Raw genomic sequence first — 14716 nt, forward strand, 5'->3', positions numbered from 1 at the left:
CCTGCGACCCGAGGAGTGACCCCTCCCCGCGATGGACGGAGCGTCCGGCCCTCATCGGCGCCGCCGGGGTGAAGCCCCGTGACCCTCTCTCTGCTGCTGCTCGCCGCGGCCTTCCTGCTGATCCTCGCCAACGGCTTCTTCGTGGCCGCCGAGTTCGGCCTCGTCACCGTCGAGCGCCCCGAGGCGGAGCGTGCCGCGGCCCAGGGCGACCGCCGCGCCCGCGAGGTGGCCGCCGCGCTGCGCGAGCTCTCCTTCCAGCTCTCCGGCACCCAGCTGGGCATCACCCTCACCTCGCTGGTCGTCGGCATGCTCTCCGAACCGGCGCTCGCGCACCTGCTGCACGCCCCGCTCACCGCGACCGGGCTGCCCCCGGGCGCGGTGGGCGGAGTCGCCGTCGTGGTGGGCATGTTCACCGCCTCCGCCGTGCAGATGGTCCTCGGCGAACTCGTGCCGAAGAACTGGGCGGTGTCCAGACCGATGGCCGTCGCCCGCTTCGTGGCCCGCCCGCAGCGCCTGTTCGCGCGCACCCTGCGCCCCGTGATCGCCCTGCTCAACGCGGTCGCCAACCGCGTCGTACGGGCCCTGGGCGTGCAGCCGGCCGACGAGCTGGACTCCGCGCGCGGCCCCGGCGAACTGGTCTCCCTCGCCCGGCACTCGGCCCGCGCCGGGGCCCTGGAGGAGGACACAGCCGACCTGTTCGTGCGCACGCTCTCGCTGGGCGGGCTGACCGCGCAGCACGTGATGACGCCGCGGGTGCGGGTGTGCGCGCTCCAGACCGCCGCCACAGCCGAGGACGTCGTCAACCTCACCCGCGCCACCGGCCTCTCGCGCTTCCCCGTCTACCCCGAGCGGCTCGATGAGATCACCGGCGTCGTGCACCTCAAGGACGCGCTCGCCGTGCCGGTGCACGAGCGGCTGCGGGTGTCCGCCGGGGAGATCGCCCGCCCGCCGCTGCTGGTGCCCGGCAGCCTCGCCGTACGGCCGCTGCTGGAGCGACTGCGCAGCGAGCAGCCGATGGCCGTCGTCGTCGACGAGTACGGGGGCACCGCGGGCGTCGTCACCCTGGAGGACATCGTCGAGGAGCTGATCGGCGAGGTCAGGGACGAGCACGACGAGGAGATGGGCGCCTGGGGCACCTGGGGCGCGTACGGGACCAACGGAGCGCCCCAACTCGCGCCCGTGGCACCGGAGTCCGACGGGCGCCCCGCCTGGGAGGCGGACGGCGGCTGCCGGGTGGACGCGCTGCACCGCATCGGCCTGGACGCCACCGGAGGCCCGTACGAGACCGTCGCCGGGCTCGTCGCCGACCTGCTCGGGCGCATCCCCGTCGCGGGCGACACCGTGCGGCTCGCCGCGGGGCCCGACGGGACCGACGCGTGGCAGCTCCGGGTGCGGCTGGTCGCTCACCACAGGGCCGAGCGGGTGCGGATAGCGCGCGCACCGGCCGCGGTGCCTTCGCCCGCGACGGCCACGGAGGAGGCGTGGGTCCGATGAGCCTGCTGCAACTGCTGTTCGCCGCGCTGCTGGTGCTGGGCAACGGCTACTTCGTCGGCGCCGAGTTCGCCCTGGTCTCGGTACGCCGCAGCCAGATCGAACCCCTCGCGGCAGGACCGCACACCCGGGGCACCGCCGCACGCGCCCGGCGGGTGCTGGAGGGCCTGGAGAGCCTGCCGCGGATGATGGCGGCGGCCCAATTCGGCATCACGATCTGCTCGTTGACCCTCGGCGCCGTCGCCGAGCCGGTGATCGCGCACCTCCTGGAGCCGCTGTTCCAGGTCATCCGGCTGCCGGAGGCGCTGGTGCACCCCGCCGGGTACGCGGTGGCGCTCGCCGTGGTGGTCTTCTTCCACCTCGTCATCGGCGAAATGGTGCCCAAGAACCTCGCGATGGCCGCACCCGAGCGCGCGGCCCTGTGGCTGGGCCCGCCGCTGGTGGCCTTCGCGCGGGTGACCCGGCCGGTGATCGCCGCGTTCGGCGCGGCCGCGGCGCTCGTGCTGCGGGCGCTGCGGGTCGAGCCCAAGGACGAGGTGGAGACCGTCTTCACCAGCGAGCAGCTCACCCGCATCGTCGCCGACTCGCGGCAGGCCGGGCTGCTCGACCACGAGGAGCAGCAGAGCCTCTCGGGCGCGCTGCGGCTCGGCTCCCGCACCCTCGCCGACGTGCTCGTGGACCGCGGCGAACTGGTCACCGTCAGCCCGGCCGCCACCCCGCGCGAGATCGCCGAACTCACCGTCAAGACCGGCTACTCGCGCTTCCCCGTCTGCGCGCCCGAGCAGCGCGGCGCCGGCTCCTTCCTGGGCTATCTGCACGTGAAGGACGTGCTCGACCTCGACGACGACGAGAGCGCCGTCCCCGCGCACCTGTGGCGCCGGATGGCCACGCTGCGCGCGGCGCTCCCGCTGGACGACGCGCTCTCCGCGATGCGCGCCTCCGCCTGCCACCTGGCGGCGGTGGCCGACGAGACGGGCAGGGTACGGGGCGTCGCGGCGCTCGAAGACGTACTGGAGATGCTGGTGGGCGAGGTACGCGACCCCGCCCACAAGGCGCTCACCCCGTAGGGGATGTCACCTCAGGCCACGCCCCTTAGGGGACGGCACATCCCCCAGGGGCGGCGTCTCAGGACCCCGGCGGGTCCATGGGGTTGCGGCCCGAGAGCACCTCTCCGTACGCCTGCATCAGGTCGGGGAGGCGCAGGGTCGCCAGCTCGTCGCGCGAGGGCGGGCCCGGATAGCCGGAGAGGCGCAGGTCGCGGTAGGCGCAGCTCTTCTCGTACAGGGTGCGCAGGAAGCGGCCGTTGCCCAGCTCGTCGATCCAGCCCTGGTCCACCACGTGCCCGCTGATGCTGCGCAGCTCCTCCAGCGCCTCCTCGTCCCACACATCGCCGCTCTCGGCCGCCAGCGCCTCGCCTATGGCGGTGAGTTCGAGCGGGCGGTAGCTGGGGAAGTCGACGCGGGTGGTGAAGCGGGAGGAGAGCCCCGGGTTGGCGGCGAGCAGCCGGTCCATGCCCTCGGGGTAGCCCGCGAGGATCACCACGAGCCGGTCCCTGTTGTCCTCGGCGCGCTTGAGGAGCACCTGCAGCGCCTCGTCGCCGTACGCGTCGCCCTTGCTGTAACCGCTGTTGGACAGCGCATACGCCTCGTCCACGAACAGCACGCCGCCCAGCGCCGAGTCGATCAGCTCGTTCGCCTTCACCGCCGTCTGCCCGAGGAACTCGCCCACCAGGTCGGCCCGTTGGGCCTCCACCAGGTGGTCGCCGCCGAGCAGACCGAGGGCGTAGAAGGCGCGGCCGAGTATCCGCGCGACGGTCGTCTTGCCGGTGCCCGAGGGCCCGGAGAAGACGAAGTGCCGCTTCGGCGGCTGCACGGGCAGCCCCTGCCTGGCCCGCAGCCGCGCCATGTGCAACTGCGCCGACAGGGCCCGCACCTGCCGCTTCACCGGCTCCAGGCCGACCATCCGCTCCAGCTCGTCCAGCGCCTGGGCCAGCAGCGCAGGGTCGGAGGGCCCGGCCAGCGCGCGGTCGCCGCCGTCGGCGCGCGGCACCTGCCGGGCGCGGAGCGCGTCGGCGTCCAGCCGGGGCGGCTCCGCCGGGTCCCCGGTGTCCTCCAGCCGGAGCGTGTCGGCCGAGGGGTCCACCTCGGGGTCGGAGCCCTCCGTGGCGTCGCCCAGCCCGTCCAGGCCCTCGAAACCGTCGCCGGGGAACCCCTGCGGATACCCCGGACCGGCCGGCCCGTCCTGCGCCGAGTCCGGCCCTGACCCCGCACCGTTGCCCGCGCCCGTCCCCGTACCGGAACCCGTACCCGTCCCTGAGCCCGGCCCCGTACCCGCCTCGTCCAGGCCGGAGTCGCGGCCGTCGGGGCCGCCGCGGGTGCCGGGCCCGGTGCCCACCGTCACCGCGGCCGCCAGGTCGCCCGCGTCCCCGGGACCGTCGCCCTCGGCGATCGTGGTCAGCCGGGCCGCGGTGTCCATGAAGGCGGGGTCGATGCGGTGGACGGCGCGATACAGCGGCAGCGCCGCGGCGCTGCGTCCTGTGCCCTCGCGGGCGCGGGCCAGCCAGTAGCGCAGCTCCTTGCGCTGCGGCTGCTCGCTGCGGCACCGCATGAGCGCGGCCGCCAGCAGCGGCTCGGCCTGCCCGTACATCTCCAGGCGCACCCGCGCCATGCCCGCGAACAGGCCCGCCTCGATGCCCAGCAGCGGGTCGCCCACCAGCGGCTCGGTGTGCGCGACCAGGCGCTCCCAGTCCTTGGCGAGATAGGCGCGGCACGCGTGCAGGAAGCGCACCTGCGCGTCGGTGTCCACCGGCGGGCAGTCGGCGAGCGCGCGGTCCAGCTCCGCGACGTGCCGGCCGTCCAGCCAGTGCGAGGCGTGGGCCAGTAACAGGTCCCGCTCGGTCTCCAGCACCGGCTGCACCCACCAGCCCAGCCAATACCAGGAGTTGAGGGTGCGGCCGTGCCGGGCGCGCTGCTCGCCGAAGCGGTCCCGCGCGTGGTACATCCGCAGCAGCGCGGTCGCGGTGTCCGCGCGCAGCGCGTGCAGGCCCAGCCAGGCGTCCGCCATGCCCGCGTCGAGCCGCACGGCGGTGCGGAACTCCTCCTCGGCCTGCGCGTATCCGCCCACCGTGTAGGCGTCCACGCCGCGCAGCCAGGCGAGGTCGGCCGGGGCGTGCAGGCCCGGGGTGTCCTGCCTGCCGAAGTCCATCACGTCTCCCACGAAACGTCCCCCCGTCCAGTGCCGACGGCCGCCCGCCCCTTTCCCACGGCTTACCGCGGTTTCCGGTCCCGCTACCCCTACGGCTACCCCGGGTCCCGGGCGGAACGAACCTCCCTGCCCGGGCCGGGAGTTGGGCCGCGCCGGAGTGCGCCCGCCCGGCTCCCCGCACCGGTTCGCATCGTACCTGCGCATCCTCCGGCGCCGAAGAGCGCGGCGGGCCCCTTGCGGGCGCGCGGCGGGGCGCCGTGCGGCAGGGTGCGGAAGGGGCGGGCGCTCGCGGCGGGACGGGCGGGGCCCCGGCGGTGACCCTCGGTGAGCGTGCGGCCGTCGCCGGTGTCCGCGGCGGCGCCGCGGGGGCCGCGTCGGGGCAGAACGAAGCCCCCGGTCACGGGGGAACAACCGGGGGCTTCGCGTCCATGCGGCCTGTGCAGACCGCTTGTTGGAAACGTAATTCCTGTACGGGTGCCGGGTCAAGCGGCTCTGGACGGCGGGGTGTTGGGCGTCGCGGTGCGCAGCGCGGCAGGTCACTCAGGGTGAGATTCAGGGGCGCTCAGGGGTGCCTCTCCGGTCCCTCCCGGATCTCGTACCCCTCGGTGCACTCGGGGCACTCCCGCACCAGAAAATTCGCATGAGCAGAGGAGGGGTCCTCGGCAAAATGCGTACGCTCGGCGTGCGTCCAGCCGTCCCAGAACTCCCGCAACTGAGGCCCGTCCCGCCGCATGCCCCGCGCGTGCGCCGTCTCGCGGTCCATGTCCATCCACAGCAGGCATGCCAGATGCGGCCGCACACCGCTCCGACCTGCGCCGACGCCCTCCAGGAGTACGACGGGGGCGGGCGGGAGCACCCCCTCGGCGAGGTAGCCGCGGCGCACCCAGTCGTAGACCTCGTACCGCGCGGGCTCGCCCCGCCCCAGCGGCTCCAGCACCTGCCCGCGCAGCCGCTCCGTCCAGCCGAACAGCGCGTCGTGGCTGGCCAGGTCGTCCAGGCGGAGCACGGGGGCGCCGCCGAGCGCGGACGCCAGCCGGTCGGCGAACGTCGACTTCCCTGACCCCGCGTGCCCGTCGACGCCGACCAGCCGTACGGGGCCGAGCGACGGCGGCAGCACGCTCAGCAGCGCGGCCAGCGCACGTACGTTTCCGGGCCCGGATTCCCTACGGAGTCCGGGAGACGTGCCGGTGTGCGGGGGCGTCCCCTCCGGCGCCGGGGGTGCGGAGGGTTCGCAGGTTCCGGAGGGTTCGCAGGTTTCGGGGGATGCTGAGGGTGCCGCGGTTTCCGAGGAGGCGGCTGGTGCGGCGGGCCGGTGGGGCCGGGCGGGAGACATCGCGGCCCAGCGTACGGCGCCCCCGCGCACGGACCCGCGCGGGATCCCGGCACCGGTGGCGCGGGTGGGCGCGCGGGGCACGCCGAGGGCGCGCGGCTCTGTTCGCGCAGGCCCCGCAGCGGGGATAGTTGGGGGACGGCGGTGTGCGTGACGTGCACCTGCCCCCGCCAACCAGCTTCGTATCCGTGCGCGCCGGGCCCCGCGTTCCGGCTGGCGCCCGCGGGACATCCGACTCGGGGAGCTCGCCATGAATCACAGATCCGCCACCCGCCGCACCGTGCTGGCCGCCGCCGTCGCGGTGGCGGCGGGCACCGCGGCTGCCCCGGCGTTCGCGGCCGGAGGTCCGGGGCGTTCCGGCAGGTCAGAAGGCATGCCGGAACACGGCGGTGAGCGCGGCGCCGGCGGCCGCGGCCCCGCGCACGTCTCCTTCCACGCCTGGAGCAGCCGCGGCGACTGGCAGTCGGGCGAGCACTCCGGCACCCGCGCGGTGAACAACGGCCGCGCCGGGATCGTGATCGGCACACCGGCGGGCACGACCGAATACCGCGACCCGCACACCAAGCGCACCGACCGGTGGGAGTACGCCACCTGGACCTCCCGCGAACAGACGCCCTCCGTACCCGCGGGGGAGCTGATCGCGTCCTGGAACGCGCACACCCCCGCCGGCACCTGGATCAAGGTCGAGCTGAGCGGCGCCTACTCCGACGGGGCGAAGACGCCCTGGTACACCATGGGCATCTGGACCTCGGGCGACGGCAAGGACGTGCCGCGGCGCACCTCCGTCGACGGGCAGAAGGACGGCAAGAGCAGCATCTCCACCGACACCTTCGCCATCGACGACCTCGCGAGCGGGCTGCGGCTGCGGACGTACCGGCTGCGGGTGACGCTGCTCCGCGCGCCCGGCGGCGGCGCGACCCCCACGGTCTGGCGGCTGGGCGCGATGACCTCCGACGTCCCCGACCGCTTCACCGTTCCGGCCTCCAAGCCCGGTGCGGCGCGCGGCGTCGAGCTCACCGTGCCGCGCTATTCGCAGGAGATCCACAAGGGCCAGTACCCCGAGTACGACAACGGCGGCGAGGCCTGGTGCAGCCCCACCTCCTCGCAGATGATCATCGAGTCCTGGGGCCGCAAGCCGACCGCGGCCGACCTCGCCTGGGTCAACCCCTCCTACGAGGACCCGCAGGTGTGCCACGCGGCCCGCTACACCTTCGACTACCAGTACGACGGCTGCGGCAACTGGCCCTTCAACGCCGCGTACGCCGCGACCTACCGGGACATGCAGGCGGTGGTCACCCGGCTGGGCAGCCTCGACGACGCGGAACGGCTGATCGCCGCGCGCATCCCGGTCATAACGTCCCAGTCCTTCGTCAAGTCCGAGCTCACCGGCGCCGGTTACGGCACGGCCGGCCACCTGATGACGGTCATCGGCTTCACGAAGAGCGGCGACGTCATCGCCAACGACCCGGCCTCACCGAGCAACAAGGCGGTACGCCGCGTCTACAAGCGCCGCGAGTTCGAGAACATCTGGCTCCGCACCAAGCGCAAGAACGCCGACGGCAAGGTCGTCTCCGGCACGGGCGGCGTCTGCTACCTGTACTTCCCGCTGGAGATCAACGCGGCGCAGGAGCGGGTGTTGAGGGATGTGGGAGTGCTCTGAGGCTGCCCCGTGTTGGGGGAGTGGCTCCGGCACGGGGTGAAGGCCGGGGCCCCGTGTGTGTGCGGTCAGACGCGGATGTACGTGCGGAGCAGTGCATCGGCGGTCGTGGTCTCGGGGCCCCCGGGGCTGAAGCCGCTTTGCTTCAGCAGGTCCTCGGCGTGTTCGCGGGGGAAGAGGCGGAAGGGGCTTCGCTGGTGGGCCGCTGTGGTGCCGTCCTGGCGGTGCACGTAATAGTCCTTGGTGTAGAGGCCGGGCCCGTCGGACTGGACGCGCTGCTCGTAGCGCAGTCCTCCGGGCAGGGGCCGGTCGTAGGGGCGGTGGGCCGGCTGTACGGCGATCAGGAACGCGGCGCCCGGGCGGAGCGCGGCGGCGAGGTTGCTCAGCCCCCTGACGTTGTCCTCCTCGTCGAGGAGGTGGCTGCCGAGGGCGATGCCGTCGCCGTCCGGCACGTGATACCAGACGCCGCCCACCGAGTAGGCCGCGTCGAACCGCTCCGGCCACGCCAGGTCCAGGATGTCCCGCACGGCCAGCCGCACCCGGTCGCCGAGCCGTTCCCGCGCCAGGGCCACCATGTCGCCTGTGTGGTCGACGCCGGTGAGCCGCGGCCCGGCCGCACCGTGCCCGAGGAGGCGTTCGCAGACCAGCCCGGTGCCCACGCCGACCTCCAGCACCTCGTCGCCGGGGCCGAAGCGGGCCGACAGGGCCTGTGCGTACGCCTCGTAGTCGTAGTAACCGGTCGTCATGATGAGGTCGTAGTACCGCGCTAAGTCAGCGTAGGAGTCCACCGGCAGCACAGTACGGAGCGGGGCGGGGGACCGGTAGGGCGCCCGAATCCCCGCCCCGACACCAGCCCTGACCCGCCCCGGCACCACCCCTAATCCGTGTCCGCCTGCACCGCGCGCACCAGCGGCACACGCGCCGCCTGCCTGCCCGGCCATGCCGCCGCCAGCACGCCGATCGTCGCGGCGAGCGCGAAGAAGAGCGCCAGCCTCGCCCACGGGACGGTGAGGGGAGCGCCGTCCTGCCCGGCCACGGCCGCCGCTCCCAGGAGCGTGCCGGACGTGACGCCGAGGGCCGCGCCCAGCAGGGAGATCAGGAGGGATTCGAGGCGGAGTACGGCCGCGATCCGCTTCCGGTCGAGGCCGATGGCGCGGAGGATGCCGAGTTCCCTGACGCGTTCCAGCACCGCCATCGCCATGGTGTTGACCACGCCGAGGGAGCCGATCAGGACGGCGACGCTGAGCAGCGCGTACACGATGTTCAGCAGCGGCGTGAAGGGGCGCGCCGCCTCCGTACCGGCGTCGGCGCGGTCCTGGACCAGCAGCGCGGGGTTGTCGAGCGCGCGCCGGATCTCGTCCTGGACGTCGGCCGTGCGGCCCGCCTGGGTCTTGACCAGGACGGAGTCGAGGGTCGGGCCCTGTTCGGAGGGGCCGGCGTAGGTACGGGGGAGCGCGCCCACCGGGAGCAGCGCGGGGCCCAGCGCCTCGGGCCCCTCGTAGACCGCGACGACCGGCAGGCCGATCCGCGTACCCGTGCCCTCGACGGTCCCCTTCACGCGGGAGCCCACGTGCCAGCCGTGCGCCCTGGCCTCCTCGCGGGTGACGGCGACGCCGTGGCCGAGGCGCCCCAAGTCGCCTTCCACGGTGCGGAGGTGGGCCACGCGGGCGACCGTACGGGGGTTGACCGCCGTCGCGTCCAGGAAGCCGCCCCCGGAGTCGCCGCCCGCCCCGTGCTCCGCCCCGCCGCCCCGCAGCTTCACCAGCGTGCTCACCGTGGGCGTGACCGCCTCGGCGCCGGGCAGCCTCGCGATGCGCTCCGCCGTGCCCGCGCCGATCTCCGCGAAGTCGACCGGGGTGACCCGCAGGTCGGAGACCATCGACCGGCGCGCCTCGTCCGATGCGGCGCGCCCCAGCGAGCCGGCCGCGACCGTCGCGGCGCTGACCAGCGCGAGGCCGATCATGAGGGTGGCCGAAGTGGCCGCCGTGCGGCGCGGGTTGCGGCGCGCGTTCTCCACGGCGAGCGTGCCGTGCACCCCCGCGACCCGGGTCAGCGGGCGGCGCAGCAGCCGGGTCGCGCCGAGCGCGATCGCCGGGGTGAGCAGGATGAGCCCGGTCATCAGCACGGCACCGGCCATCATGACGACGCCCGGGTCGTCGGAGCCCGACGCCGCGGCCGTGAGCAGCACCCCGAGCGCGGTGACGGCCGCGCCCGCCGCATTGCGCCGCCGCAGCGGGGCGGGCGCCGGCGGCTCCCCGCCGCGCAGCGCCGCGACGGGCGGGACGCGCGCGGCCTTGCGGGCCGGAAGGTACGCGGCGAGCGCACTGACCACGATGCCGACGCCGAAGGCGGCGGCGAGCGGCTCCGGCGCGAGGAAGCGCAGCGGAACGCCCGTTTCCCCGGCCCCCGTCGCCCCGAACAGCCGGGCCAGCACGCCCGCCACCCCCATGCCCAGCAGATGGCCGCACGCCGCCGACACCGCGCCGACGATCAGGGCCTCGGTGAGCACCAGCCGCAGCACGTACGAGCGGCCCGCGCCGACGGCCCGCAGCAGCGCGTGCTCCCTGGCGCGCGCCGCGCTGAGCATGCTGAAGGTGTTGGCGACGAGGAAGGTGGCGACGAACAGCGCCACAGCGCCGAAGCTCAGCAGCACGGTGGCCATCTTGTCCTGCTCGCCGCCCGCGCCCGCCCCGGCCTCCGCGTCGAGCGCCTTCCGGGTGACGGCCCGCAGCCCGTCCGGGAGTACGGACTGTGCGCTGCGGGCGAGTCGGGCATCGGAGGTGCCGCGTTCCGCGGTGAGCGTGAGGGCGGTGTACGTACCGGCTCCGCCCGCGAAGTACCGCTCGGCCGTCGCGGCGTCGAACAGCGTCAGCGTGCCGCCCGACACCAGCCGCGGATCGTGCGCGGTGACGGTGCCGACCAGCCGGGCGGTGCGGGCCTCGCCGCCCACGACGACCCGTACGCGGTCGCCGACCGCGTGGCCGGTGCGCCGCGCGGTCCGCGCGTCGAGCGCGATCTCGCCGGCGGTGCGGGGGCCGCGCCCCGCGGACAGCGGATACCGCGCGTCCGCGCCGTCCTCCGACGCGGTGTAGCCGGCGCCGGCCGCCTTCTCGCGGGGCCCGGTCAGCTCGCCGTCCCGGCCGACGACGAAGGCGGCTCCCTCGGCCGAACCCCGTACGGCAGCCGCCCCCGGCACCGTGCGCAGCCGATCCAGCAGCCGCTTGTCGAGCGCGGGCGGGGAGGATGCGGCGCCCCCCGGGGTGTTCTGGGAGGACGCGCCGCCCTCATCCCGCTGGACCGCCACCGACACGTCGGGCTGCGCGGCGGACCGCGCCTCGGCGAGCGCGGCGCGCACCGACTGGGTGTAGAGCAGCGAACCCGAGGTGAACGCCACCCCGAGCACGACGGCCAGGGCGGGCAGCAGGAACCGGACGCGGTGGGCGCGCAGGGAGCGCAGGGCGGTGACGAACATGGCCGACTTCCACGGGAGTTGGGGCGGGTGCGCGGCGTGCCGCCGCGTGCGTGCCGCGGCCCGCTCGGGAGCCGCGCCCCGATCCTCGTCCGCGAGCGGCCCCTCGCGGATCAGCCGAACTGCCGACCGGAGTGGGCCGGTGAGGGCCGGGAAGCGTCCTCACCGGCGGCCGGGTCGGCCGAACGGCCGAGGTGTACGGGGCCGCGCCGCCGTACCGTGAAGTCCCATGATCCGTACGTTCCGGGACCGTCTCGCGCTCCCTCCCGCCCTCCGCCGCCCGCTGCTCGGCCTGGCCCCCGCCGCGGTCCTCGCGCTGCTCGTCGCCGAGGCCGGGGAGGCGGGCGACCTCCCGGTCGCCGCGGTGCTCGTGGTCTCGGGGGCGCTGTGCGCCGCGGCACTCGCCGCGCCGCGGCCGTACTTCCCGCGCGTCCTGGCCGCGGCGCTCACCGTCTCCTTCGCGGTCAGCGCCGCCATGACGCAGGCCGTGCACCGGCCCGCGACCACGCCGGGCATGACCGAGATGTGCGTGCTGCTGCTCCTCGTCACGCGCTCGGTGCGCCAACTGCCGCTGCTGGGCGCCGCGTTCGCCGCCTTCGCCGCTGCCCTGGACGCCGGGATGCTCCTGCTGCGGCTCCGGGAGAGCGAGTGGAGCGCCGCCGGCACCTTCCTCGCCCCGCTCATCCTGGCCGCCGCGATCCTGGCCCTCGTCCTGGGCCTGTATCTGCGGCTCCTGGACACCGTGCGGGAGCGGCAGATGCTCGCCGACCGGCAGGACCAGCGCCTGGAGTACGCCCGCGAGCTGCACGACTTCGTGGCGCACCACGTCACCGCGATCGTCGCGCAGACCAAGGCCGTACGCTTCGCCACCGCCTCCGGCAACGCCCCGGCCCCCGCCGACCTGGACGCCATGCTCGCCCGCATCGAGGGCGCGGGCTCCGAGGCCATGGACTCCATGCGCAGCATGGTCTCCGTGCTGCGCACGCCCGACGCCGGGGCCGACACCCGGCCGGGCGGCACGCTCGGGAGGCTGCGCCCCCTGGTCGCGGAGTTCTCCAGAGGCGGTCCCGCCGCCGAACTCACCCTCGATCCGCGACTGGAGGACCGCGCCCTGCCGCCCGAGATCACCACGACCGCCCACCGCGTGGTGCAGGAGGCCCTCACCAACGTCCGCAAGCACGGCGCCGGCGTGGGCCGCGTCGACGTGGACGTACGCCTGTGCCCCGGCGAACGCGACCGCATGGAGATCACCGTCACCGACGACGGCCGCGCGGCGGAGCGGGATGCCCGTACGGGGTGGGGCGAGTCCCGTACGGGGCAGGCGGAATCCCGTAGGGGGCGGGCGGAATCCCGTACGGGTCAAGCGGAATCCCGTACGGGATCGGCCGAGTCCCGTACGGAATCCCCTAAGGGCAGGGAGGGGTTCGGGCTGCTCGGCCTCACCGAACGCGTCGAGGCGGTCGGGGGCACCCTCGGTGCCGGCCCCAGCGAGGCGAGCGGCTGGCAGGTCACCGCTCGACTCCCGCTGCGCGAGGCGCAGGCGACGGACCCTGCCGCGTAGTGCCGGGCGACGACCGCACGGCGCACCCCGGCGCGGACCCCGGCGGAGGGGGCGCTGCCATCATGGACGGCATGACGATCCGGGTGCTCATGGCCGACGACCAGGAGATGATCCGGTCCGCCTACCGCATGATCCTCGACTCCCAGCCGGACATCGAGGTCGTCGCCGAGGCGGCCGACGGCGCGACCGCGGTCGAACTGGCCCGCGCACACCGCCCCGACGTCTGCCTCCTCGACATCCGCATGCCGGAGCTCGACGGCCTGGAGGCCACCAGGGAGCTGGCAGGGCCCGGCGTCGCCGGCCCGCTGCACGTGCTGATCGCCACGACCTTCGACCTCGACGAGTACGTGTACCGGGCGCTGCGCAACGGCGCCTGCGGGTTCCTGCTCAAGGACGGTTCGCCGGCGCTGCTCACCGAGGCGGTGCGGGCCGCGGCCAAGGGCACCTCGATGATCTCGCCCGCCATCACGGTGCGCCTGCTCCAGCACATGTCCGAGCCGCAGCAGCAGCCGTCGCCGCCGTCGCGGCAGGAGCAGCAGCCCGCCGCCTCCGGGGCCGCGGCCCCCTCCGAGCCCCTGACGGAACGGGAGCGCGACGTCGTACGCCTCGTGGCCCGTGGCCGCACCAACGACGAAATCGCCGCCGAGCTTTACGTGACCCTCTCCACCGTCAAGACCCACCTCGGCAATGTGCAGCGCAAACTCGCCGCGCGGAACCGCGTGGAGATCGCGGCGTGGGCGTGGGAAAGCGGGCTGTGCACGACGCGTCGCGGCTGATGGGGAAATAGGGAAAGGGTTTGTTCGCGGCCTTACGGGGGATATCAGCCGCGAGCCGGCTCCCCGGCGCCCGGCGATGCACACCGGGCGCCCGCGCTTTCGTGGGCCTTCCCGCGGATACGACAAGGGGCTTATTGACCTGAGCGGCCCTCTTACACCATATGAAGAACCGGTTCGGCTCGGCCCTTGTCACGTCGTACGAGTCGCCCGCTCACCCGTCTGGAGGGAAACGCGGGCCAGTGCTGACGTCGTTGACCGGGGGTGACGCAGAGACAGGGCCGCACCCCGGCGGACGCCGGACCGTGCGACGAGAAAAGAGAATACGCGGCGAGCACCGCACAGCCGGCTCCCGCCGCAAAGGGTATCTGCGCGGATCTCCTCGATTCCTTTTACGGTGAGATCCAGGACATCCAGGATGGTTTTCACCATCGACTGAACCGATCGGGCTCCATGAACAGCGAAAGCGTGGGAAATGTCTAGCGAGGGGGATGCAACATCCGTTTACGTGCCGCTCACCGGCGAATTCCGGGACGCGGTTCCGCAGGGCGAGGTGGACCCCGCGGATGAGGTGCTGAATCTGGACGACGAGCTCACCGTGCTCCTCGCGGCCTCGGCCGAACCGGCGCCCGGCATTCCCTCGCAGTCCAGGGGGCAGCCGCAGTCGCACCGCCGCCCGCCGCGGCTCCTGTCCAAGGAGAACTGGCTCAAGACCACCAGTTTCGTACTCGCCTGCCTGACCACGCTGGTCGTCATCTCGGTCAGCATCTTCGGGGCGGTCGTCTCCTACGGGCGTCTTGAGGAGGCGGCCTCCGAGGCGTCCACGCCGGGCGTCGCCGAGTGCTGGCCGCTGCTGCTGTTCGCGCCGTGGCTGGTCGCGTACTTCACGATCCTGCGCGCCACCCTCCACCGGAAGCGCGCGCTGCGGGCCTGGGCGCTCGTGGTGCTCTGCGCCGCGCTGGCCGTCGGCCTGTGCGTCAGCGAGGCGCCCAAGACGCTGGTCGGCGTCGCGGTCGCGGCACTGCCGCCGCTCGCCGCGCTGGCCTGCTTCTCCCAGTACATGGGGCAGCTCGCGCTGACCCGCCCGCCGCAGTCGCGGCGCTCCAACGCCGCGCACCGGCCCCGTTCCGCACAGGGGAACGGCGGCGCGAAGGTGCTCTGACCGGCCGCAGCACCGGCCCGGCCGGCCGGGCACCGCCATCCGGCTCCGGACGACCCCGAGGCAGCCGCA

At 74.4% G+C, this 14716-nt stretch carries 10 protein-coding genes; 6 read left to right on the forward strand and 4 right to left on the reverse strand.

Features of this window, described 5'->3' with window-relative positions; genetic code table 11:
• The first annotated feature begins 78 nt into the window (after window positions 1–78).
• Complete coding sequence (locus ABEE00_RS08995; protein ID WP_345744764.1) at window positions 79–1494, forward strand: hemolysin family protein; 1416 nt, start codon at window positions 79–81, stop codon at window positions 1492–1494.
• Window positions 1491–2558, forward strand: coding sequence for a hemolysin family protein (locus ABEE00_RS09000; protein WP_345744765.1), 1068 nt, complete (start codon window positions 1491–1493; stop codon window positions 2556–2558). The genes ABEE00_RS08995 and ABEE00_RS09000 overlap by 4 nt, the downstream gene beginning before the upstream one ends.
• A gap of 58 nt (window positions 2559–2616) precedes the next feature.
• On the opposite strand, the gene ABEE00_RS09005 is transcribed toward ABEE00_RS09000, so the two are convergent.
• Together ABEE00_RS09005 and ABEE00_RS09010 are read right to left on the reverse strand one after the other, a co-directional pair.
• Complete coding sequence (locus ABEE00_RS09005; RefSeq protein ID WP_345744766.1) at window positions 2617–4695, reverse strand: AAA family ATPase; 2079 nt, start codon at window positions 4693–4695, stop codon at window positions 2617–2619.
• 562 nt (window positions 4696–5257) lie between these two features.
• Window positions 5258–5812, reverse strand: coding sequence for a uridine kinase family protein (locus ABEE00_RS09010; protein ID WP_345744767.1), 555 nt, complete (start codon window positions 5810–5812; stop codon window positions 5258–5260).
• Window positions 5813–6275: 463 nt separating this feature from the next.
• Between ABEE00_RS09010 and ABEE00_RS09015 the strand changes: the two genes are divergently transcribed.
• Window positions 6276–7685: a peptidase C39 family protein gene (locus ABEE00_RS09015; RefSeq protein ID WP_345744768.1), complete on the forward strand. Its 1410-nt coding sequence runs from the start codon at window positions 6276–6278 to the stop codon at window positions 7683–7685.
• 65 nt (window positions 7686–7750) lie between these two features.
• Here the strand turns inward: ABEE00_RS09015 and ABEE00_RS09020 are convergent, their stop codons facing one another.
• Together ABEE00_RS09020 and ABEE00_RS09025 are read right to left on the reverse strand one after the other, a co-directional pair.
• Window positions 7751–8470, reverse strand: a complete 720-nt coding sequence (locus tag ABEE00_RS09020) for a class I SAM-dependent methyltransferase (RefSeq protein ID WP_345744769.1) — start codon at window positions 8468–8470, stop codon at window positions 7751–7753.
• Window positions 8471–8559: 89 nt separating this feature from the next.
• Entirely contained in the window at window positions 8560–11154 is a 2595-nt protein-coding gene (locus ABEE00_RS09025) for an ABC transporter permease (protein ID WP_345744770.1), read from the reverse strand.
• A gap of 226 nt (window positions 11155–11380) precedes the next feature.
• Here ABEE00_RS09025 and ABEE00_RS09030 point away from each other — a divergent pair, with 226 nt between their 5' ends.
• From ABEE00_RS09030 to ABEE00_RS09040, 3 genes are all read left to right on the forward strand, one after another.
• Complete coding sequence (locus tag ABEE00_RS09030; protein WP_345744771.1) at window positions 11381–12712, forward strand: sensor histidine kinase; 1332 nt, start codon at window positions 11381–11383, stop codon at window positions 12710–12712.
• 71 nt (window positions 12713–12783) lie between these two features.
• Window positions 12784–13488 carry a response regulator transcription factor gene (locus ABEE00_RS09035; protein ID WP_345744772.1) on the forward strand — a complete coding sequence of 235 codons (705 nt, stop codon included), beginning with the start codon at window positions 12784–12786 and terminating at the stop codon, window positions 13486–13488.
• Window positions 13489–13993: 505 nt separating this feature from the next.
• Window positions 13994–14647 carry a DUF2637 domain-containing protein gene (locus ABEE00_RS09040; RefSeq protein WP_345744773.1) on the forward strand — a complete coding sequence of 218 codons (654 nt, stop codon included), beginning with the start codon at window positions 13994–13996 and terminating at the stop codon, window positions 14645–14647.
• Window positions 14648–14716: the final 69 nt, after the last annotated feature.

The sequence above is a fragment of the Streptomyces odontomachicola genome (assembly GCF_039605595.1).
Classification (GTDB): domain Bacteria; phylum Actinomycetota; class Actinomycetes; order Streptomycetales; family Streptomycetaceae; genus Streptomyces.